Origin of the sequence: Bacillus sp. V2I10, from assembly GCF_030817055.1 — a bacterium.
Lineage (GTDB): Bacteria > Bacillota > Bacilli > Bacillales > Bacillaceae > Bacillus_P.
On the sequence record NZ_JAUSYV010000001.1, the window covers coordinates 4,335,266 to 4,357,768 of the forward strand.

Below are 22,503 nucleotides of genomic sequence, written 5' to 3' on the forward strand. Positions count from 1 at the left end.
ATCTTTCAGCGGGTATATCAAACCTATTACATTATTCAGGAGGTTGTTAAATTGAAAGCTGTCACATTTCAGGGAATGAAGGAAATGAAAGTGAAGGAAGTTCCTGATGCCGTGCTTCAGAAAAAAGACGATATCATTGTCAAAATTACCTCAACGGCCATTTGCGGATCAGATTTACATATTTACCAAGGAGCCCTTCCTGCTGAAAAAGACTATGTTGTTGGCCATGAACCAATGGGGATTGTGGAGGAAGTCGGGCCAGAAGTAACAAAAGTTAAAAAAGGCGACAGAGTTGTCATCCCATTTAATATTTCCTGCGGAAGCTGCTACTATTGCAAGCACGACCTTGAAAGCCAGTGTGATAACTCAAATCCCAATCCAGAAATTGATACAGGCGGTTACTTTGGATTTACAGAGAGGTACGGGAATCACCCGGGCGGTCAGGCTGAATACTTAAGAGTGCCGTTTGGAAATTTCATGCCTTTTGTCATCCCTGAGTCTGTTGAGCTTGAGGATGAAGCCTTGCTGTTTATGTCAGATGTTTTGCCTACTGCGTATTGGAGCATTGAAAATGCCAACGTAAAAAGCGATGATGCCGTTGTGGTGCTTGGCTGTGGACCAGTTGGGTTAATGGCTCAAAAGTTCGCCTGGATGAAGGGTGCTAAACGGGTCATTGCTGTTGATAATCTTCCTTACAGATTAGAACGGGCAAAAAGAATGAACAATGTTGAAATCATCAATTTTGATGATTTTAAAGATACAGGTTCTCACATCAAAGAACTGACAAGCGGCGGAGCAGATGCCGTGATCGATTGTGTCGGAATGGACGGGAAAAAGTCAGCACTTGAAGAAATCGGCCAAAAGCTGAAGCTGCAAGGCGGAACACTCAGCCCGTTTGAAATTGCGATGAATGCTTTCAGAAAGTTCGGGACCATTCAGCTGACAGGTGTATATGGTTCAAAATATAACATGTTCCCGCTTGGCAATATTTTCGAACGGAACATCAATCTTAAAATGGGACAGGCACCTGTTATTCATTACATGCCAATGCTATTTGATATGATTACATCAGGAAAATTGGATCCAACTGAAATTGTCTCTCACAGAGTTCCTTTAAGCAAAGCCAGTGAGGCTTACAAAATTTTTAATGATCATGAAGATGACTGTGTGAAGGTTGTTTTAAAGCCATAAATTCATAAAGAAAAAGCATGCAGCATTTTGTCGCATGCTTTTGTGTGTCTGCAGGTATCTTAATCCCTGCGATCTCTATCTTTTCTTCTAAGACCTAACAGCCCTGCTAAACCTAATAAACCAATCCATCCCATGTCCATATTATCGTCAGCTGCAGCGGCCGTTTCTGTATTTACATTTCTTGTGCCTATATTATCGTTTCTGTTATTGTCGTTATTTTCTGCCTGGACGTTTACACCAGACATCATAACCGCGATAACCATTGTACATAGGATCATCATTACATTTTTCTTCAAGAGAACACCTCCATTTTTTATTATTATTCTCTTCATACAAGAATTTTTTATTCTTCTTTTTTATATTTTAAAAAAACAGTATCAATTAAATCATCTGGAGCAAAATAGAATTTGTAGTTTTTAAAATATGAAATGGAGTGAATGGGTATTCTCAGCGGAAATCCTACAGATGAACCAATGCATTATGGAGAGGTATTCGGAGTATGGAGTGCGTTATCTGTTGCAAAAGCATCTCATGCAGCTTATCAAGTTTATTACTATCACACTGGTGATGCCGATTTGAAAAAATTAATTGATCAAATCATTAAAAATAATATTTTGCCTTGCATTGAAGAACTTGAAACACTTTTAAAAAAGAATGAGGTCGGTTTGCCGCCTGCCCCCCCTGAAAGACCAAATGCAAACTTAGAAGAAATCCCTGCGGGAGCGCGCATTTCAGATTCAGAAGTGGCTATGAGCATCTCTAAAGACCTTGCTCAAGGATTAGTAGCTGACAGTACCATGATTGGACAATGTATTCGAGAAGATATTGCCCAGCTGTTTACTCAGTATCATGCTAAAAAAGTTCAATACGGCGGGAAAATCCTTCAATTAAATAAAGAAAAAGGCTGGTTAATTCCGCCTCCTCTTCATTTAGATAAATAATGAAAAACAGGCAGTAGTTTCTTGCTGCCTTATTTTACTTTAAAAAGGAGTCAGGACATGTACTTTTATAAAGAAGATTTAATCAATATGATTGTTCCGGACAAACCGGATCCTGCTGCGGCAAAAGTTTTACAGGAAACATTGGGCGGCCAATTTGGTGAAATGCGGACAATGATGCAATACTCTTTTCAAAGTGCCAATTTCAGAGGAAAAGATAAACAATACAGAGATTTGATCAGAGGCGTTTTTCTAGAAGAAATCAGCCACGTAGAACTTGTTCAAACAACTATTAATCAGCTTTTAAATGGATCAGGTGAAGTAGATGATGCAGGAAATTCCGGTCCTAGTCAAGCACCTCTTGCAGACCCTGTCATGCATGGAAATCCTCATCATTATATTATTGGAGCACAAGCTTCACTGCCTGTCGATGCTGGAGGGAATCCATGGAACGGATCATGGGTGTACAGCCACGGAAATTTAATCAGCGATTTGCTTAATAATGTAATCCTGGAATCAACAGGTGTTCTGCAAAAATCAAGAATTTATGAAATGAGCTCTAATAAAACCTTCAGAGAAACCCTTGCATTTTTGATTGTCCGCGACAACGCCCATCAAAATGCATTTGCCAAAGCTCTTGAAACATTAGGAGTTAACTGGGGCAAGATATTTCCAATCCCAAATTATGATATTAATAAGTACCCTGAATGCCGGAAATATGTGGAGATGGGCTTTCATAATGCACAATTTAATTTCCGGCTTGATTCAACCCGTATTGGCGAAATTTTCAGCGGAGAATCTCCTAGCAGAGACAGCGGTGACTTACAGGTTACAGATCCCCCAAAAGGCTATCCTGTACCAGATTTTCCAGTTATACCGAATGAACACAGCCCTGGCATTAACGATATCAATCAATAAATACTAAAAACGGCCTTTTCCTCAGGGCTGTTTTTCATGTTAGGATCTTTATCAATAAAGTTTTTGATAATAGCTGAAATGGATTCGATGGCTCTTGTCATAACTCACCTCATAAGAAACGTTCTTCTTTTTGTTACCACCGCTTCATGTCGGCGAAGTGATCTGTGACTGGTTCGAAAAAAATACAAAATTAATTAATTATCATTAAGGCTGGAATTCGACTATCAGTTTTTTACAATCACACTTACCTTTCTTACACGATTTTTTATAGGGTTTGTAAGAAAAATTTCAAATCAAGGCAATGGATCAAGGATAAAGACCTCTCAATCTTGAGAGGTCTTTTTTTGGCAGAAATCATTCAATTCGGAAGATTTTTCGATTGTGCTGGAGCATATGAATTCACCATCTGCTGCATATCGCCTTCTGTAAGCTGTGGAACCTGATAATAGTGATGCTTATTTTGGTAAATCGAAATCTCATAAGCCATTTCAATGCAATTTGGAATGGTATCAGCCAAAACTCTTCTGACAACCGGGTTTGCTACCTCTGTCGTAGCCATACCTTTTAAAGACGCAATTGATTTTACAGAGCCGAGCATGAGGTCTGAAATAACCTGATCATTTATTTCCTCAGGCATCTTCATCGGCTTCATCGGCGGTGAAGGTTTAAGGCCATAAACAAAGTCATTTCCCTGCTGCATATTGTAGACTTCCGTAGAAACTGAAGGCTTCATACCTGTCTGAAAACACTCAACAATCGTGTTGTATTCCGTCATCATAAATTGCTCTTGTCGGTTCATCATATCCAGAAGTTCCGGATCTTTAACATGCGGTTTTAAAATGGTATATAAGTTTAATGTATTGATGGCACCAGATAAAATTTCAGATACATCAAACATCTCATGTCCGCCATGGCTTAATTGGGGCGGCACAGCTCCAGTGTGCATGTTTTCAGATCCTGTATTGTTCATTGATTGATCCATTTTATTCATTCCTCTCTTATCATTTTAATACATACATACCTATTCTGTATCCGAGAGGGAAATCTATTCGTCTTTTCCTCATTCCATAATCCCTGCCTGTATCAGATGAACCGCTGCGTCTACCTCAAATTGAACAGAGCCATATTGCTTCTTCCAATCTTTGTAGCCAGCTTGTCTTAGCTCTTCCTTAATGCCGAGTGGATCGACATTTAATTTCTGCAGCTTTTCAAGCAAAGCTAGAGCTTCTTTTTCCAGCATTTTTTCTGTTTTCTTTTCAATTTTTTCAATATTCTTCTTTTGTGTAAGATCTAATCCTTCGCCTTCCATGACTCTTCCATCCATTTTTATGCTGACATTGAACTTATACCCGTTTATTGTTTTTTTAGGTTTGAACTTTGCGTTGGAGGAAAGATTTTGAATGCTGACCTCCCTGTCTACATTTAAATCGATTTCAATGATCCCTTTGCGGATTTTTTCATATAGGACTTTTAAAATATATCCTTCTTTCAGATTTATGGTATCGACTAAGCGATCTTCGTTAAAAAGAGCAACCCTTTCCGGAAGCGTAATGACCACAACAAGCGATGTATCTTTTAACAGCGAAATGAATTGACTTACAATGGGCGGCACCATTCTGCGAAGCGCCTGCGGCATCACAATGTATCTTAAGGTTTGTACATATGTGAGTCCTGAAGAACCAGCCTTTTATTCAATGCATCCTTTAAGAAGCAGACACAGTCTGTTTTTTTCCATTTACTGTACAAAAAGGCGCATTTCCTCGTATACTAGACAGAAATACATGACAAGGAGTGTTTAAGTATGAGTCAATCTAAGGCAAAAAAACAGCGATTGAAGAAATTGCGCGAAGGAGAAAGAAATCCGGAGGCTGGAAGAAGCCCATTTGTTTTTCAGGATTTGCGCACTAGACAAACAAAAACAAAAAAAGAGCAGCTATTTAAGCAAAAATACAAGAACCATTTCCAGGGAGACGGAAAAGATGGTTCTTTTTATTTTGCCTCAGAACGGCTCTTTACATAGTAATTTGTGATGGCTAAATATTCTCTAGTATAAGATTTTAAGATAGCCATTTTTGGCGTTTTAGCTGCGAGCCCTTTGGCATCAAGACCAAGATCTTTTGCAGCCATGCATGAACGGTAGATGTGGAAATCATTTGTAACAATGAGACCTTTTTTTGCACTTGGAGGAAGCATTGCTTTTGAGAAGGTCAAATTTTCTATCGTACTTGTAGACTTTGATTCTTTTATTATACGGGATTCCTCTATTCCATGATCTTGCAGGATTCTGCTGATGGCCTCTGCTTCCGTTATTTCTTCGCCTGGCCCCTGTCCCCCTGAAGCAACCACAATCGCATTTGGATTTTCTATTAAATACTCTGCTGCTGCATCCGCCCGGTATTGCAGGGCAAGCGACGGAACCGTGCCATTTACCTTTGCACCGAGCACAATTAAATAATCACGTCTACAATCGGCTTTTCTGAACTGTACCTGTGGATGTTGTAATGTAAAAAGCCAGTATAGATAAGGCCTATTGCCACCAGTGTGAAAAGAATCTTTCTAATTGGTATCTTTATTTTCATTCAGGTTCGTCCATTTATTGTTTAATAGGTTATAGGTTCACTATAAATGATTTTACATGGAAAAAACTAGTAATTTTTCGATTTTCTTTTAAGTCGTATTAATTGCTCTTTTTCTGGCTGCTATGGTGCAGGTTCTTTACTTAGAGGATCAGGACTCCAACTCGCCTGAATCCCGTTTCAACTCTCCGGCAAAGAAAAATCGGCATCCCCCTTGCCAGCTATGGCAAAAAAGATACCGATTCAATTTTACGCATTTCTCACTTGATCTACAGGTGTTACTGCCTTTTTCTCTTTTGATAAAAACCATCCTGCTAATGCGATTCCAACAAGGACAACATAGAATGTGATTTTCCAAAGAGGAGATTTAGCGAATCCTTCAGGCAATACAGCGAGCTCAGGGTGAGACAACGTGTAAACTGAGAGCTTCACTCCGACCCATCCCACGATTCCGAAGGCTGCGATTTCCAGGCCAGGCTTCTTATGAAGCAGCTCCACAAAGAAGTTTGCCGCAAATCGCATGATCACAAGTCCGATGATTCCTCCAGCAAAAATGACGAGAAACTTGCCCCCATCCAAGCCGCCAATCTGAGGCAGACTCGTATTTGGAAGGGTAACGGCAAGAGCTACGGCTGCAAGAATTGAATCAACCGCAAAGGCAATATCCGCAAGCTCAATTTTAAGCACTGTTGTCCAGAATCCAGACTTTTTCTTGTCGCCCGGTTTGGCTTCATCTTCTTTTTTCTTAAAAACAAGTTTTCTCAATATATGATTTGCTGCGATGAACAACAAGTAAAGAGCACCAATTGCCTGAACCTGCCATACATCAACGAGATAAGAAATGGCGAAAAGGGATCCAAAGCGGAAAACAAACGCCCCTGCAAGACCGTAAAATAAGGCTTTCTTTCTCTGCTCTTCAGGAAGATGCTTCACCATGATGGCTAACACAAGGGCATTATCTGCCGCGAGCAGCCCTTCAATCGCAATTAACAGGAGCAGAACCCAACCATATTCCATTAACATTGTCATTTCCATCTAATTAGTCCTCCTTTATCGTAATAAAATCCTGATCCTTACTGATTACACCTTCATCAAAAACAAGTCTTGTATTAAAGTAATACGACCTCTCTTCAGTAGAAGCTGCTAAATCCTTAGGCAATCGGAAAATAAAATCGATCCGGTTCTGTTCATCTGACTCAATTTGTTTAGACGTTAAGATATTGGCTGTTTCTATAACCTTTTCAGTTCGTGATGACAAATCTGCCATAACTAAATCACAATCGATCCGTTTCAGCTGCTGCTCAATGACACCGCCTCTAATTAAAAAATAACCGTTTATGCATTCTCCCGGCTGAAACTCTTCCTTTGGCAGAATAAGATCAATCTGTGCTGAGCCTATTCCTAAAATCGACATATATTTTCTGAGTATCATTGGACATTCCTCCCTTTATGAATTTCCTTTTGAATATTTATCATCTATGCGTTTTTCAATTTTTTCGAGCTGGCGTTTATCTTTAAGCAGCTCCTCTTTGTTTTCTCTAATAAGCTTTTCAATTGAACCTCTGACTTTTTTCATTTTTTTCATCTCACCTTCCATGACATTTTTCGAATAAAAAAAACCTTTGCCTGTGATCCGGCAAAGGTTTTATCTGGAAAATAATAAAAGACCTTTACCGTTATAGGTAAAGGTCTTGCTAACAACGTAATAGTTGCCAATAGGGCCGGAAGCAAATGCTTCGAAATGACGACTCTATTGTAAAAGCTACTCCCCTTTAGGAGAACTATTCGATTTGTATACTCTCATCTTAAAGGCAATCTGAATTTGTGTCAACACTAAATAATAAGAATTTTGAATATCAGGCCAAGATCACACATTCATAAAAGCAGGCGGATACTTGACAACACCTGCTGCTTTATCAAGCGCACCCGGCTTTAACTCAGTCAGCATAAACACCTCATCCGGAACCTCAAACGGCGGCTTAATTCCTTTGCTGCTTGCAAGAACAAAACCAAACTTAGGATAAAACTCCGGATGTCCAAGAACGATGACTGAATCATAACCCAGTTCTCTGCAGTGTTTCAGTCCTGCACGTATGAGCAAAGAACCAACGCCCTCTTTCTGAAACCCCGGTTTAACCGCCATAGGAGCAAGGGCTAGTGAAGGCATCCCTTTCTGTCACTCATGCTCTTTGTCTATACCACCAATAGTTTACCGTAATTGCCCATTAAATTTCTATCTCTTAAATGTAGGAATGTACGCTCCCGGAAAAACATAAAGTGAAAGTAAAAAGGAGTGAAAAAATGCTTATAAAATTGAGTGTAGCAGGAGCATCAGGCGCATTTATTTTTCTTGCAGTCAATCTGGTCGGGACATTAAAAAAAGGGATGGTCACACTTGATGAAACAAACAAGACGCTTGCTGAGGTCAGAAATGCGGTAAATGGCCTGACCGAAGAAGCAGAGCAGCTGATACATACAGCTAATCAGATTACCGTTGATGTGAAAGGGAAAATTAAAACGGTCGATCCGCTGCTTGAATCCGCACAGGATGTGGGAGAAATGATTCATAATGTAACAAGCTCGATTAAACAGGTTGGTGCCGTTTTTGGCGGAAAACGGCACCCGCGCACCGAAGTTTCAGTAAATGAACCTCCAGTCCGAATTAAGGGGCCTGTTCACATTAATGTAAAGTGAAAAAAAGAGCGATTTGCTGACGGCAGATCGTTCTTTTTCTGCATTACTTTCCATAATGAAGATTTTACTTTCCAGTTTGTGTCCAATACTTGCCAATATGCATAAAATACTTTCTTCTTTATCAAAAATATTAACTTTTTTCCAAATACATCTAATGAAAGTAAAAAAATTAAATACAAAGGTTTCATTTTAGGTAAATTATAGTATTATATCTAAGTCTTTACTTACATAACTTTACTATCAGGGAGGTCATAAACATGCAAAAGTACAGAAGAAGAAATACACCAGCATTCACGTTCTTAGCCTATTTCACTTTTATTGCAGGTGTCGCATTATTTTGTATCGGTCTTTACAACGCAGACAATCTTCAGCTGAATGAAAAAGGATACTACATTGCCGTTATGATGCTTGTTGCAGTAGGAGCCATTCTAACTCAAAAAGTGACAAGGGATAACGCCGAAGATGACGAAATGATCGCCGAACAGGAACGCAAGCAGAATCTCAGCAAATCCATGGATTAATAGGCTGATAAATTGGAAGGTGCAGGTGTGTGCCTTCTTTTTTTCATTTGTTTAACTTCCTCTTAATCTGAAAGCAACTCCCACTGATCAAAATACATTGCATCAAGGTCAGTGTGTCAAATAGTGGAATCCTTAAGTGGCGAAGGATTGCTGTATGTTGCTCATTATCAAAGTTCTGGGATGGATATTTATAGCACACCAGACTTTCCGCCATCGATATTGACTGCTGTTCCCGTTATATAAGAAGCAGCATCAGAGGCGAGAAAAGTAATGACTTTAGCGGCTTCGTCCGTTTTTCCGATTCTACCAAGCGGAATTTGATGTTTGGGATCTGCTGCATATTGTTCCCAGGTTTGCTCTGGTGCTTCCATTTTCCACTTTTTTTCAATTTGATCACTTCTGATGAGCCCGATACAGACAGTGTTGACGCGAATGTTGTCAGGGCCAAGATCCTTGCTCATTGCTTTTGTTAGCGCCATGCCCGCTGCCCTGCTGACTGTTGTTGGCAAGGAAGATGCAGAAGGTGTTTTTGCAATAGAAGCTGTAACGTTAATGATGGAACCGCCTCCATTTTCCTTCATATGCAAAATGGCGTAACGTGAACAATGGATCGCACCGAATAATTTCAGGTCAAGATCCTGCTGCCAAAGGGAAGCATCTACTTTCTCAAATGGATTGGCTGAAGAAGTGCCTGCATTATTTATGAGGATATCCAGATGTCCGAAGTGTTCAGCCGTTTTATTAACAGCTTCTCTGCACTCATTTTCCTTTGTCATATCAGCTGCAATATAAAACACTTCTGATCCTGTTTCTTTTAATATTTGCAGTGCTGCCTGTTGCAGTTTATCTTCATTTCTTGCACAAATAGCTACGCTTACTCCTTCAAGAGCCAGGTGCAATGCCGTTTCATACCCAATTCCTTTACTGCCCCCTGTAATTAATGCCACTTTCCCTTTTAACCCTAAATCCATGTAAGAAACCCCTCTCTATGTTTCTCATTTTTTCCAAAAGACTCTGTCCGGATAACTCTAAGCATTTTAAAAAGAGCCTGCTAAAAACTATCAATCTATTCCACAGACTTCAGCCAATAGTTCGACTATGTGCATGCTCCGTATGTTATTTTCCTTACCCTTTCTTAATATGCCTAGGCTCATTTGCAATTGACACCCTGGATTTGAAGTGATGACAGTTGTTGCTTTTGTTTGCAGTACGTTATCCATTTTTTTATCAAGTATTTTCATTGAATCCTGATAATGAAGGAGATTGTATATGCCTCCAGAGGCACAGCAGCTGTCAGCGCCTTCCATTTCAAGAAATAATGCACCCGGTATTGACTGAAGCAGCAGGCGTGGCTCTTTATCTACCTTCTGTACATTTTTCAGATGACAGGAATCCTGATAAACAATTACACCAGACCAGTTATTCTTAAAGGGAAGCGGACCATATTGGAGTAGAATTTGACTTATATCCTTTGATTTTTTTACAAATTCCCCGGCAGATTCTCTCCATTCCTTTTCGTCTTTTAATAGATGATTGTATTCAATAAGTGCTGCTCCGCATCCTCCAGCATTATTAACATAAAACTCAGCACCTGATTGCATAAAAGAGCGGATATTTGATTTTGCCATCTCCTTGGCTTTTAGTGCCTCTCCTTGATGGGAATGCAGAGCACCGCAGCAATTTTGATGCTCTGGAATAATAACCTCACAGCCTACAGAAGTTAAAAGCTCTATTGTGAGCCGGTTGATGCGGGACATCATTGCATCCATGATACATCCTGTAAAAAAAGCAACCCGAACCTTCGTTTTCCCTTTTGCTGGAATGGCTGTTCCTCTGCGGTTTCTTTTAAACGGCGACTCTACAGCAGGAAGGACTTTTTCAAATTGTGAAAGTGGCTCTGATATCTTTTCTATCAGTTTCGTTTTTCCTGCAAGCTTGCTGAGTCCAGTTTTTTGGTACATCCACACTGCATTGCCCAGCGCTTTCATACGTTTCGGATAAGGAAATAGGTGATTAAGAGCCATATTTTTTAACAATCTTGGCGTTTTATTCGATAGCTTGGATTGTGACTCTTCTATTGCTTCTTTTGCCGCTTCTAGAATATGTCCGTAAGGAACGTCAACAGGGCAAGCTTTTTCGCAAGCACGGCAGCCTAAACATAGATCAATTGGTTCAGCCATGTGCTCATTGATGTTTATCTTGCCCTCTGAAGCCAATTTGACTAGATTGATTCTTCCTCGGGGAGATGCTGATTCTTTTCCCATAGATTCGTAAGTTGGACAAGCCGGCAAACAATAGCCGCACTGTATGCATTGGTTTGTCCAATCGTATGTTTTATCAAATAAACGTTTTTCCGTGCTGTTCGATTTTTCCCTTTCCAAAGGTATATTTCGATTCATTCTGTCAGAACCACCTTTGTTTGTCCAGGAGCCGGAAAAATTTTTCCCGGATTTAGAATGTTGTTCGGATCCCAGGCTTCTTTGATTTTTTTCATCATCGATAAACCGATTTCTCCAAGTTCCAATTCCATATACGGTGATTTTAACAGTCCAATTCCATGCTCGCCTGAGAGCGTTCCTCCAAGCTCTACAGCAGATTCAAAAATCTCGCTGATGGCTGATTCAACCCGCTTCATTTCCTCTATATTTCGCTTATCCGTGATAATATTAGGATGGAGATTCCCATCTCCTGCGTGTCCGAAGACCACAAGATTCAGGCTGTATTTTTCCCGGATAAGCTTAAGTCTTGCCATCATGGCTGGAATTTGGCTTCGCGGAACAGTCGCATCCTCTGATATTTTAGTAGGTCCCAGTTGAGTAATGGCTGGAGATACCATTTTTCTTGCATTCCAAATTCCTTGTCTTTCCTCCTCATTGTGTGCAATTTTCGCTTTCATTGCTCCAGCCTCTATGCACAGGACTTCACATTTTCTGATCTCCTCTTCAAGAGCTGCCGGGTGTCCGTCAACCTCTATAATAACGAGTGCTTCTGCATGAATATATAGCCCTGTTGGGCTGAAATTTTCAACGGCACGAATACATGCATTATCCATCAGCTCCATCGCTGAAGGTAATATCCCTGCTGATAAGATTTTCGTAATAGCTGATCCGGAATCTTCAAGTCTTTCAAAATAGGCAAGTAATGTCTGTCTCGCTTTTGGCTTTGGAATTAGGCGAAGAGTAGCTTCTGTCACAATCCCAAGTGTTCCTTCTGAACCAACAATCAATCTTGTCAGGTCATATCCTGTGACATTCTTAACCGTTTTCCCTCCGGTTCGGATAATATCACCCGTCGGAGTGACAACTTCTAAACCAATCACATATTCTTTTGTCGTACCATATTTCAGTCCCTTTGGTCCGCTGGAATTCTCCAAGAGATTTCCGCCAATTGTTGAAACATGGGAACTGCTTGGATCAGGCGGATAAAATAAACCGGCTGCTTCTGCTTTTTTATGAATTTCTGATGTAATGATTCCCGGTGACACAATTGCAAGAAGATTTTCACGGTCAATAATTAACTTATCCTTTATACGGGACATATCTAAGACCATTCCTCCTTTTACAGGAAGCGGTCCTCCGCTTAATGAAGTAGCAGAACCTCTTGGATAAACTGGAATTAAGTATTCATTTGCAAGCTTAACAAGCTGACTAATTTCCTGTGCTGATGCAGGCTGGATGACGATTTCAGGAAGATATTGTCCAAAAGAAGCATCAAAACTATAGGAGTGCCTCTCAGCTAAGTCCAAGAAAACTTGGTCATGCGGAATTATTTTCTTTATTTCGTCAATTATTTCTTGCTTCATGTTGTCTCCTCCCAATTGTGGCTGTATAAGAAGAAGGCCATTCAAACATATGAGTAATCTGAAAGCATCTTTACGACTTCTTTTCCTATTTCAATTGAAGCTGTAGCAGCGGGGGAGGGGGCATTGCAAACATGAATGGAATGTTTGCCATTTACGATATAAAAATCATCGACTAATGAACCGTCAATCCGAAGAGCTTGTGCCCTTACACCTGAGGGACCTGGTATTAAATCTTTTTCTGTAACAGCAGGCATGAGTTTTTGTACACCTTCAACAAACTTCTTCTTAAAGAAAGACCGATTCATCTCTTCTACTCCTTCTTTCATATAAAGTGAAGCTAGTTTCCAAAAACCTGAGTACATTAATACCTCTGCAGCATCCTGAAAATTGATGGATGTTTTTTTATATCCTTCCCGTTTTAAACTTAAAACGGCGTTAGGGCCAACATCTACCGTACCATCTATCATTCTTGTAAAGTGCACACCCAGAAAAGGAAAGTTAGGGTTTGGAACAGGATAAATGAGATTATTAACAAGATGACGCTTCTCAGAGACCAGCTGATAGTATTCTCCTCTAAAAGGGACAATTTTCATATCCAAATCATAACCTGCTAACTTAGCAATGCGATCACTCTGCAGTCCAGCACAATTTACGAGCATTTTACCGCGCAATACTTGATCATTTGTCTCGATCACGACTTCGCTGTTTGTTTCTTTTATTCTCTTAGCTTCTGTTTTTAAAAAGATTTCTCCTCCGTTTTTCCGGATAATCTCACCTATCTTTTCCCCTATCTCTTGAAAATTAACGATTCCTGCTGTTGGGATGTGGAGAGCTGCTAAACCGCTTACATTTGGTTCTGCCTCATGTAGTTGGCCTTTATCCATTTTATTGACTGCAAGTCCATTTTGTAATCCGTTTATATACAGCTTTTCAAGCAGCGGGAGTTCATTATGTGTGGAAGCAACAATCACTTTTCCGCATTGATCATGCTGAATCCCGTATTTTTGACAAAATGAGAGAATAGATTGATTTCCTTCTTTTGCTAATCTTGCTTTTAAACTTCCTGGCTTATAGTAAATACCAGAATGAATTACCCCGCTATTATGACCTGTTTGATGCACCGCCAGCTGTGATTCTTTTTCCAATACGGCCAATTTAGCATTCGGATATTTTTCATATATAGCCATGCCTACAGAGAGTCCTACTATTCCTCCGCCGATGATTAAATAATCATACAAACTGTTTTCCCTCCCAACTACTAAAATAGAATGACCTTTTACATAGAGCTTGGGATCATAGCCCCTCTGGCAATTTATATTTCAACCAAGGGGCTGAGATTTATGGTTAATGTGAACCTCCGAAAACCTTACCAACCCCCTGCAATTTTTCAAGAATAATAATCAAAATGACTGATATGAATATAACCACACTCGAAACTGATGCAACCAGGGGGTTATATGCATCCTGCATTTGTGAGAATATCTCAATAGGAAGCGTTCTCATATCCGGCGAAACCATAAATAATGAGACGGTTACATTGTCAAATGACGTTAGGAATGCAAAAAGACCTCCTGATATGATTGCCGGCCTGATAAGAGGCAGCGTTACTTTCCAAAAGACGACTACAGGATTTGCTCCCAAAATTGCCGCAGCCCGTTCAAGATTGTAATCAAAACCGCTTAGGCCAGTCAGCACAAGCCGTATGACATATGGAATACAAATAATAATATGCGCCAATAAAAAACCAATTGATGTCCCCGAAAGCATCATCGGAGTAAAATAGATTAATAGTGCGATGCCAAGTACCAGCTGCGGCACACTTAACGGAGAGGTCAATAATGATGTAAGATAAGCCTTCCCTGGAATTTCATATTTTGCAATCGAAAGCGCCCCAAGCGTTCCAAATAATACAGAAAAAAAGGCAGCCATCGATGCAAATTTAACACTATTAATGATTGCTTCTATAAACTCAGGACGATCCAAAAGCATCGTATACCATTGAAAAGAAAAGCCTTCAGCCGGAAAGCTAGGATAATTAGCGCTTGTAAAAGAAGCCGGAATTACTACAATCAGAGGTATTAAGATATATATGATTGTCAGAACTGCAACAGAGACACGAAGAATGGAAAGACTTTTCATTATCTGAACACCTCCTTGAATTTGCTGATTTCAAATGATCTTGTAAAGACAATGACAGTTACAAGAGTAGTAGCTAAAAGAACATAGGAAATGGCGGAACCGAAAGTCCATCGCAGCAAATTATTAATTTGATCATATGCGACAACAGGCATAACAGGAACGTTTGCCCCACCCATAAGGGCAGGAGTTACATAGGCACTCATTGAAAGACTGAACACCAGGACACAGCCTGATACAATCCCAGGCAAACTTAGCGGCAAGGTTATGGAAAGGAAGCTTCTGATAGGACTTGCTCCAAGGATTGCACCGGCCTTTTCCAGGGAAGGGTCGATCGTATACAGACTTGTTGCGATTGCAAGAATCATGAAGGGCAAATAGGCGTTGGAAAGGCCTATCACAACTCCGAGCTCTGAAAATAACAGCTTTAGAGGAGTATTTATAATCCCTAAGTTTAGTAAGGTTTGATTAATGGTTCCATTTGGCAGCAATAATAGATACCAGCCAAAATTACGTACGACAATACTGACTAAAAGCGGCGATGCTATGATTAAGGCAATATACCCCCTTACTCGAGGCGAACTTTTAGCCATCGTAAGTGCCACAGGATAAGCCAGTATGAGTGAGAGCAGCACAGTATATAAGCTGATTTTAACAGTCAGCCAAAGGGATGACAGATAATAGTTGTCCGTAAAAAATTGCACGTAATTTTTAATGCTGTAAGCTGCTTCTGTACCTCCTAAATTATCTGTTGCGATAAAACTTAAATATAGAATGTACAACATCGGAACAACAAAAAATCCAAAGATAAAGAGCAGAATCGGAAGAAGCAGAAGAAGTCCAGGTACCCAGCTTCTTCTTTTTTTCCTCTTTGATCCTGTTAATATGACAGACTTACTTATTGAAGGGTGATTTATTTCTTGATGATCATGATGTCTGATGGGCTCCATCCCACATACACCTCTCTTCCAATTTGCCATGATGGTTCAATTACGGGTGAGAGAATTTGCAATGGTTTGCCGAGCAGCGAGACGTCAATTTCCCATGAAGTGCCCAAATAATTCAATTGTGTAATCTTTGATTTATGAAACTCAAGCGTTGGATGGCCGTTTTCTTCACTTGATGCTATCCGTATCTTTTCAGGCCGAATATAAAGTTTGACCTGATCTCCTGCACTGCATGACCTGTCTGAACCCATTATGTTTTTAACATCTACATGAGTAATTTCTTTTTCAACTTGTACAGATATTTTATGAGTGTCAACAGCAATGATTTTTCCATCAAATGAGTTTGATTTTCCGATGAATTGAAAAACAAATTCGGAATCAGGGTGATTATAAATTGAAGTCGGAGAGCTTATTTGCTCTATTTGCCCTTTATTCATAACCACTACCCGATCAGAAAGAGACAGCGCCTCTTCTTGATCATGAGTTACGAAGATAGTTGTAACTCCTATTTCTTTTTGTAAACGCTTTATTTCTATTCTTAGCTCATGACGCAATTTCGCATCCAGGTTAGATAGCGGCTCATCAAGCAGCAGAAGCTCAGGTTCAACGACAAGTGCCCTGGAGATTGCCACACGCTGCCGCTGACCTCCTGATAATTCTCGTGGATAACGATTTTCAAGCCCCGACATTTTAACAAGTTCAAGTGCTCTTGCAATTTTCTTTTTCTGCTCAGAATTAGGAACCTTTCTGAGCTTCAGTCCGAAACTGAGATTTTCATATACTGTCATATGAGGAAAAAGTGAATAAGTTTGAAAAACCATTCCTAAGTCTCTTTTATATGGAGGAATTTTTGTTACTTTTTTTCCTTTTATATATACATCCCCCTCATCTGCCTCAAGAAAGCCGGCAATCAAATTCAGAGTAGTTGTTTTCCCGCATCCTGAAGGTCCAAGCAGCGTTAGCAGTTCGCCCTGTTTAACTTCAAGGCTAATACCATTCAGCACAACATTATGACCAAATTGTTTAAACGCACTTTTTATTTCCACATCGTTTTTAATAGCTTGCATAAAGGAAGATCCCCTTTCTTCAGTCAAGTTTCTTTCCAAGTTCAGGTGTTACTTCTTTAGCCCATTTATCCGACCATTCAGCCCGAATTTCTGCAAACTTCGCAAAGTCTGGCTTAAATGTTTTATCCGATTCCTTCAGTCCAATTGAATCTTCATATTTATCCGGTATTTTCATGCCCTCAACAATTGGATAGAACCCTCCTTCAGAAATAAGCCCTTGTGCTTCCTCACTAATTAAATAGTTTATGAATTCAAGCGCTTCAGCTTCATGAGGGGTATTTTTTACAAGGGCTGCACTAAATGCCTGCAGGGGTACCCCTTCTTTCGGCACGATCATTTTAATTGGCAGCCCTGATGCGGCAAGCTCTGCTATAGCATAACTTCCCATCACAGTGACATCAGCTGCTCCCTGTTGTAATGCAGGCATCATCTGAGTCGAGTTTTTATAAAACGTACTTGAATATCCAGCTAAGTCCTTTGCTTTCTCAAATCCAGGCTCCATGTTTTCAGTACTGCCCCCATTTGCTAATGCCAAAGCGTTAAGTGTGTTAAAACCCCAGTCATTATTAATATCAGAGAAGGCTGTTTTCCCTTTATAATCAGGAGATATCAAATCATTCCATGATTCAATTGGTTTCAATTCATTTTTTTCAAATGTTTCGGTATTATAAGCAGGAGCAATCACAAGTCCAAATGCTGGAGCAGCAGCACCTTCAACGGCAATAAATCTCTGATCAACATGTTTCATATTCTCTACATTGCTCTCATCAACCGTCTCTGTGAGTTCTTTCTCCTTCGCTCTTTGTACATCGACTGGCACAAAAAGAGCTACATCTATTTGGGGTGCATTTTTTTGCAATTCAACCTTAGAAAGAATTTCACCTGATAATCCGGCTATGTAATTTACTTGAATGCCCGTTTCTTCTTTGAATTTTGGGGCGATGACATCACGAATGGCTCTTTCAATAACTCCGCCATTTCCTGCAATGGTGATCTGCTTAGCCCCAACATTTTCTTGTCCGCCAGCTTGACTTGATTTACCAGGTTTTTGAGGTGTGGGAGCGCCACATCCAGAAAGTATAAAAAGCATAATGACGATTAACAGACTAATGAATTTTTTCATATCTAGACCTCCATTATTTTTAGTTATCTTCTAATCATGATGAATTTCCTCGTCTGAGTAATAGGTTTGTGCACCAGGATGAAAAGCGATTGGAATACCTATTTTTGCATTTTGAAGCTGTATCTCCTTAGCAGCAGGATGTATTTTTTGGAGTTCTGATAGATGAGTGTAAAAAAAATGAACTAGATCATAAGCTTCTTTATTAGACAAATCCACATGTGTCAAAAGGACATTTCTTACAGAAATAGTCATTGTGTCATGATTAATATTGCTGTAAGTGTCTGCTGGGATTATCTTAGGTGTATAAAAACCATACCTCTTAGTAAGCTCATTCACTATTTTTTCAGGAATAGGAACTAATTTGACGCCTGTATTATATCCTGAAATTTCAGAAATCTCCGGATTTGGCAGGCCTGATGAATAAAAAGCCGCATCAATTATGCCATTCCGCAAAGCATCTGACGATTGTGAAAATGAGAGCTCATACTTATGAACCGTGTCCGAGAGTCCCGCTGCTGATAAAGTTCGTTCCGCTATTAATTTTGTTCCGCTTCCTTCAGTGCCTACACTGATTCGCTTTCCATCTAAATCGCTTAATTCTTTTATACCGCTTTTTTCAGAGGTGACGATATGAACATAATTGGAATAAAGACCTGTTAGTGCACGAATTTTGTTTATATTTGCTGCACCTTTTGAAGTACCTGTGCGGTTTAATACATCAACTGATGCAAAACCTAATTCTGCTTCCTTTTGACTGACTAGCTCAGTATTCTGAATAGATGCGTTTGTCACTTGTGCAGCGACTGCTTTCCGGCTGTTTTTTTCATACGTATCTGCTATGGCTTGTCCAAGGGAATAATAGACTCCTGACATATCACCAGTGGCAATTGTGATCACACTGTAATTGTCTAGTTTATGTTCTTCCATTAAAGACTGATTTGCTGCAGCAGGAGATGGGATTTCCTGATGCTTAGTTGATGACTGACATCCTGCTGGAAAAAACAAGCACAAAATGATTCCAGCACAGATTATTCGCCGATTCATACTTAATCCTCCTTTATTTTCTATCATGCAAGGATCATGCCAATTATTAGATCAAATAAAATGTATGCGTTTTCATAAAACTAAAATAAAAAATATTTATAACCGGCAATTTTTGCCGATTGAAACAGCGAAAATTGCCGGTTAGGCATATTTCTCCTAATTCTTTTTTGTTATTTAATATCATACAGTTTAATTTTATCCCGAAGACTTCTTTCTGAAATTTTCAGTATGTTAGCTGTTTTTTGACGGTGCCAGTCAAAGTGATTCAGAGTGGCGGCAATGGCTTTTTTTTCAATCTCTTTCATGCTTATCCCAATAGGAATTTGAAGGTTCGTCACTTTTTCTTCAGCTTCAGTGTAAAATGCAGGCTTCTGACCCTGAACATTCTGCGGCAAATCTTCTACCTTTATCACTTCTTCTAACGACAAAGCTACTGCGTACTCGATTATATTGCAAAGCTCCCTGACATTCCCTGGATAACTGTATTCAAGCAATCGTTTATGAGCCGTACAAGAGAACGATTTTTGACTCTTTTCCATTTCTTTGCAGTACTTCTTCAAATAGTAATCTATTAATAGTGATAAATCTTCTTTTCTTTCTCTAAGCGGAGGTACCGTTATAGGAATGACATTTAATCTAAAAAATAAATCCTCTCGGAAAGTCCCTTCTTGTACCATTTGTTCCAGATTTTTATTTGCAGCACTAATAATCCTGACATCAACTGGAATTTTAGTATTTGATCCGAGCGGCGTAATCTCCCGCTCTTGCAAAGCGCGAAGCAATTTCACTTGCAGCTGAAGTGGCATTTCACTGATTTCATCAAGAAAAAGTGTACCTCCATTTGCAGCAGCCCATTTTCCCTGTTTTCTTTGCGTTGCACCGGTAAAAGCCCCCTTTTCGTACCCAAACAACTCCGATTCCAGCAGCAATTCTGGAATTGCTGCACAATTCACGATTTGAAGCGGACCATTTTTTCTTCTGCCCGAGGTATGAATGCTCCTTGCTACAAGCTCTTTTCCTGTTCCGCTTTCACCCGTGATCAGTACGCTTGAATCAATGTTCTTGATTCTGTCTATCATTGAAAAAACTTGTTCCATGGCTTTGCTTTTCCCCAAAAAATGATCAAAGCCCCTCTTATTATTTAATTCATTTTGTAAGGTTTCCAGCTGATAGGAAAGCTGCTTGTATTCAAGTGCTTTCAAGATAAGCATTTGAAGCTCTTCTATGTTGATCGGTTTTACAATATAGTAGTAGGCACCTAGTTTAATTGCTTCTATCGATGATTCAATCGAAGCGTATGCCGTTATCATAATAACTGTTATAGATGGTGCCATTTGTTTTAATTCTTTTAAAACATCAAGGCCATTTCTTCCACCGATACGGAGATCGAGCAGTATAAGATCAACGGGCCTTTCTTTAACAATTCTGAGACCTTGCAAAGGATCCGTAGCTGTGGATATGAGATAATCGTCTTCAAGTGCAAAGCTGAGAGAAGCACAAATTGCTTTTTCATCATCTATGACTAATATATGGGGCTTCATTTTTTCTCTCCTCTTCATACAAAGGTAAAATCACCGTAAATACAGTTCCATTGTTTTTGCAGCTCTTTACAAGAATATCCCCATCATTTTCCCTGACTAAGTTATAGGATAGGGTAAGACCCAAGCCTACCCCCTTCTCTTTGCTTGTATAAAACGGTTCAAAAATGTGGGTCAAATCCTCCTGATTTATTCCTTTTCCTGTATCTTCAATGATTATTTGTCCGTAATACTTATCCACTTTTCCGACAGAAATTTTAATTTTTTTATTTTTTAAACCTTCTACGGCATCTATTGCATTTAATAATAAATTAAGGAGCACTTGTCTGATTTGCTGTGGATCGATAAAAAAAACAAGATTTTCATTAATTGATTGTTCGAAGTCAATCTTTTTATTGTCCATCGTAACGTGCAGAAACTTAAGCAGTGAAGTCAGTTCGATGGAAGAGTAACTTTGTTTATTTGGCTGCCGGGGTCTGGCATAATCGAGCAAATCAGTGACAATCATATTCAATCTGTTCACCTCAGCAGGTAAATGCTCTATAATCGACTCTCTGAAGTGGGGCCTGTCATATTTAACTGGAAGCATATCGATGAAGGTTTTAATAGACGTTAATGGATTTCGTATTTCATGTGCAACTCCGGCTACAAGCTGACCTAAAGCATGGAGTTTTTCTTGAATAATCAGCTTTTGTTCTAATTTTTTCTTTTCTGTTTCATCGTTTATGGAAAGCAGATATCCTGTATGCACATCTTGTGAATCGTACATTTGCCGCATGCGGTAATAATAAAACTTTCTTTGTCCATTATCATAAAATTCGAGCATATGAATGGAAGGCACGTCATATTTGTTTATATTCCTGGATTGATATTGGATGAAAAGCTCACTCATGAGGTCTGAATGCTGATCGTGAAGTGCAGGATCTGCTGAGAATTGAAACATTTCTAATGCTCTCTTGTTATAGCTTGTCATTGTAAAATTAAGATCAAATGTGACAATGCCTGTATGAATTTGATTTAAAATTTGATTTTTAAAAGCATGGCTATCGGCAATTTTCTGCTGCTGATTTTGCAAATCTTTATTTAATTGCCAAAGCTCATATGTTTTTCTGAGGACTGCTTTTTTTAAACGGTGATTCCAAATATAGCTAAAGAGCAGAATAAGTGCAGCTGCTGATATAACAAGTGTCAGCAGAAAAATAAATTTTTCCAAACGGACAATTTCTGTTTTTGTCTTCGTCATCAGCCAATCAGAAATAAGAGTGTTTAGTTCACCTTTCGCTTCTAAAACAGTGAGAGTATGATTTACCATTCCGAGCAAATTTTCATTGCCTTCTTTTACTGCAATTGTATAATCAGCCGGCTCAATCACCTCATCCCGGATGATATATTGATCGCTTTCATTTAAATGCTCCAAATAGAACCCGGCTGTCCATTTATTGCCGATAAAAACTTCTGCACGACCTTTTAAAAGAGTAAGAAGACCTGAATATTGATTTGCAGCAACAGTTAAATTTGAAATTCGCATATTGGACAATGTATCAAGAACTTTTGTCCGATTTTCAAGCGTCACATGCTGACTCTTAACGTCTGTTATTTCATGGATGGAGTCTTCACTTTCCACTGGTATGATAAGTGAATCTGACATTGTAAAATAAGAATGAGAAAAGTCGAAATACTTTTCTTTCTCCACGCTGTATTTCATGCCTGCGATTGCATCAACAGTTCCATTTTGAAGCGCTTGTTCTGCTTCATGCATGCTCATAGGTATATATTCAAAATCCACCTCATTGTCTGCAGCTACTTTTTCCATTAAATCAATACTAAGACCAGTTAGTGTTCCATCCTCTCTTGTATATGAAAATGGAGGCAGGGCCCATTCTCCAGCTATTTTGTATGTTTGCCCAACAGCAAATATTCTTGGAGGATTGAAGATTGCCAACGTCAGAAAAAGAATGAGACAAAGAGCATTGTAAATGTTTAACTTAATCATAAATTCTCCTTTTAG

The 22,503-nt window shown here is 39.3% G+C and carries 24 protein-coding genes and 1 pseudogene; 6 read left to right on the top strand and 19 right to left on the bottom strand.

The window, feature by feature from the left end:
- Positions 1–51: 51 nt before the first annotated feature.
- Positions 52–1,191, top strand: coding sequence for a zinc-dependent alcohol dehydrogenase (locus QFZ72_RS22080; RefSeq protein WP_307437858.1), 1,140 nt, complete (start codon positions 52–54; stop codon positions 1,189–1,191).
- 59 nt (positions 1,192–1,250) lie between these two features.
- Here QFZ72_RS22080 and QFZ72_RS22085 read toward each other — a convergent pair whose 3' ends face one another.
- Positions 1,251–1,487, bottom strand: a complete 237-nt coding sequence (locus tag QFZ72_RS22085) for a WGxxGxxG family protein (RefSeq protein WP_307437859.1) — start codon at positions 1,485–1,487, stop codon at positions 1,251–1,253.
- Between the two features lie 141 nt (positions 1,488–1,628).
- On the opposite strand from QFZ72_RS22085, the gene QFZ72_RS22090 reads away from it, so the two are divergent.
- Both QFZ72_RS22090 and QFZ72_RS22095 read left to right on the top strand, forming a co-directional pair.
- Entirely contained in the window at positions 1,629–2,132 is a 504-nt protein-coding gene (locus QFZ72_RS22090) for a DUF3231 family protein (protein ID WP_307437860.1), read from the top strand.
- 57 nt (positions 2,133–2,189) lie between these two features.
- A complete protein-coding gene (locus tag QFZ72_RS22095; protein ID WP_307437861.1) occupies positions 2,190–3,047 on the top strand; it encodes a manganese catalase family protein in 858 nt (285 codons plus the stop codon).
- 358 nt (positions 3,048–3,405) lie between these two features.
- Here the strand turns inward: QFZ72_RS22095 and QFZ72_RS22100 are convergent, their stop codons facing one another.
- Together QFZ72_RS22100 and QFZ72_RS22105 are read right to left on the bottom strand one after the other, a co-directional pair.
- Positions 3,406–4,029, bottom strand: coding sequence for a spore coat protein (locus tag QFZ72_RS22100; protein WP_307437862.1), 624 nt, complete (start codon positions 4,027–4,029; stop codon positions 3,406–3,408).
- Positions 4,030–4,107: 78 nt separating this feature from the next.
- Positions 4,108–4,731: pseudogene (locus QFZ72_RS22105) on the bottom strand (Ger(x)C family spore germination C-terminal domain-containing protein); the annotation flags it as partial.
- Between the two features lie 117 nt (positions 4,732–4,848).
- Between QFZ72_RS22105 and QFZ72_RS22110 the strand changes: the two are divergent.
- Positions 4,849–5,067, top strand: a complete 219-nt coding sequence (locus QFZ72_RS22110) for a hypothetical protein (protein ID WP_307437863.1) — start codon at positions 4,849–4,851, stop codon at positions 5,065–5,067.
- Here the strand turns inward: QFZ72_RS22110 and QFZ72_RS22115 are convergent.
- The 5 genes from QFZ72_RS22115 to QFZ72_RS22135 form a co-directional block, all read right to left on the bottom strand.
- Entirely contained in the window at positions 5,037–5,492 is a 456-nt protein-coding gene (locus tag QFZ72_RS22115; RefSeq protein WP_373464622.1) for a YdcF family protein, read from the bottom strand. The genes QFZ72_RS22110 and QFZ72_RS22115 overlap by 31 nt on opposite strands.
- Before the next feature lie 380 nt (positions 5,493–5,872).
- Positions 5,873–6,658 carry a TerC family protein gene (locus QFZ72_RS22120; protein ID WP_307437865.1) on the bottom strand — a complete coding sequence of 262 codons (786 nt, stop codon included), beginning with the start codon at positions 6,656–6,658 and terminating at the stop codon, positions 5,873–5,875.
- A 4-nt stretch (positions 6,659–6,662) separates the two neighbouring features.
- Complete coding sequence (locus QFZ72_RS22125) at positions 6,663–7,055, bottom strand: sporulation protein (protein WP_307437866.1); 393 nt, start codon at positions 7,053–7,055, stop codon at positions 6,663–6,665.
- Between the two features lie 15 nt (positions 7,056–7,070).
- Positions 7,071–7,199 carry an FbpB family small basic protein gene (locus QFZ72_RS22130; protein ID WP_307437867.1) on the bottom strand — a complete coding sequence of 43 codons (129 nt, stop codon included), beginning with the start codon at positions 7,197–7,199 and terminating at the stop codon, positions 7,071–7,073.
- 291 nt (positions 7,200–7,490) lie between these two features.
- Positions 7,491–7,790, bottom strand: coding sequence for a GNAT family N-acetyltransferase (locus QFZ72_RS22135; protein WP_307437869.1), 300 nt, complete (start codon positions 7,788–7,790; stop codon positions 7,491–7,493).
- A gap of 134 nt (positions 7,791–7,924) precedes the next feature.
- Between QFZ72_RS22135 and QFZ72_RS22140 the strand changes: the two genes are divergently transcribed.
- Positions 7,925–8,317 (top strand): DUF948 domain-containing protein, encoded by a 393-nt coding sequence (locus QFZ72_RS22140; protein WP_307437870.1) that lies wholly within the window; start codon positions 7,925–7,927, stop codon positions 8,315–8,317.
- 257 nt (positions 8,318–8,574) lie between these two features.
- Positions 8,575–8,838 (top strand): YiaA/YiaB family inner membrane protein, encoded by a 264-nt coding sequence (locus QFZ72_RS22145; RefSeq protein WP_307437872.1) that lies wholly within the window; start codon positions 8,575–8,577, stop codon positions 8,836–8,838.
- Between the two features lie 188 nt (positions 8,839–9,026).
- Here the strand turns inward: QFZ72_RS22145 and QFZ72_RS22150 are convergent, their stop codons facing one another.
- From QFZ72_RS22150 to QFZ72_RS22200, 11 genes are all read right to left on the bottom strand, one after another.
- Positions 9,027–9,809 (bottom strand): SDR family NAD(P)-dependent oxidoreductase, encoded by a 783-nt coding sequence (locus tag QFZ72_RS22150; RefSeq protein ID WP_307437873.1) that lies wholly within the window; start codon positions 9,807–9,809, stop codon positions 9,027–9,029.
- Between the two features lie 90 nt (positions 9,810–9,899).
- Positions 9,900–11,237: a (Fe-S)-binding protein gene (locus tag QFZ72_RS22155; protein ID WP_307437874.1), complete on the bottom strand. Its 1,338-nt coding sequence runs from the start codon at positions 11,235–11,237 to the stop codon at positions 9,900–9,902.
- Entirely contained in the window at positions 11,234–12,640 is a 1,407-nt protein-coding gene (locus tag QFZ72_RS22160; RefSeq protein ID WP_307437875.1) for an FAD-binding oxidoreductase, read from the bottom strand. The genes QFZ72_RS22155 and QFZ72_RS22160 overlap by 4 nt, the downstream gene beginning before the upstream one ends.
- A 41-nt stretch (positions 12,641–12,681) precedes the next feature.
- The gene (lhgO, locus tag QFZ72_RS22165; protein WP_307437876.1) at positions 12,682–13,878 is read right to left on the bottom strand and encodes an L-2-hydroxyglutarate oxidase; all 1,197 of its coding nucleotides are present in this window, start codon (positions 13,876–13,878) and stop codon (positions 12,682–12,684) included.
- A gap of 106 nt (positions 13,879–13,984) precedes the next feature.
- On the bottom strand, positions 13,985–14,779 hold the full coding sequence (locus QFZ72_RS22170) for an ABC transporter permease (protein WP_307437877.1): 795 nt from the start codon (positions 14,777–14,779) through the stop codon (positions 13,985–13,987).
- A complete protein-coding gene (locus QFZ72_RS22175) occupies positions 14,779–15,726 on the bottom strand; it encodes an ABC transporter permease (protein WP_307437878.1) in 948 nt (315 codons plus the stop codon). Before QFZ72_RS22175 ends, QFZ72_RS22170 begins: the two co-directional genes overlap by 1 nt.
- Positions 15,690–16,790 carry an ABC transporter ATP-binding protein gene (locus QFZ72_RS22180; RefSeq protein WP_307437879.1) on the bottom strand — a complete coding sequence of 367 codons (1,101 nt, stop codon included), beginning with the start codon at positions 16,788–16,790 and terminating at the stop codon, positions 15,690–15,692. The genes QFZ72_RS22175 and QFZ72_RS22180 overlap by 37 nt, the downstream gene beginning before the upstream one ends.
- A 19-nt stretch (positions 16,791–16,809) precedes the next feature.
- On the bottom strand, positions 16,810–17,913 hold the full coding sequence (locus tag QFZ72_RS22185) for an ABC transporter substrate-binding protein (protein WP_307437880.1): 1,104 nt from the start codon (positions 17,911–17,913) through the stop codon (positions 16,810–16,812).
- 30 nt (positions 17,914–17,943) lie between these two features.
- Positions 17,944–18,957, bottom strand: coding sequence for a TAXI family TRAP transporter solute-binding subunit (locus tag QFZ72_RS22190; protein ID WP_307437881.1), 1,014 nt, complete (start codon positions 18,955–18,957; stop codon positions 17,944–17,946).
- Between the two features lie 170 nt (positions 18,958–19,127).
- A complete protein-coding gene (locus QFZ72_RS22195; protein ID WP_307437882.1) occupies positions 19,128–20,498 on the bottom strand; it encodes a sigma-54-dependent transcriptional regulator in 1,371 nt (456 codons plus the stop codon).
- Positions 20,470–22,488: a transporter substrate-binding domain-containing protein gene (locus QFZ72_RS22200; protein WP_307437883.1), complete on the bottom strand. Its 2,019-nt coding sequence runs from the start codon at positions 22,486–22,488 to the stop codon at positions 20,470–20,472. Before QFZ72_RS22200 ends, QFZ72_RS22195 begins: the two co-directional genes overlap by 29 nt.
- Positions 22,489–22,503 lie beyond the last annotated feature (15 nt).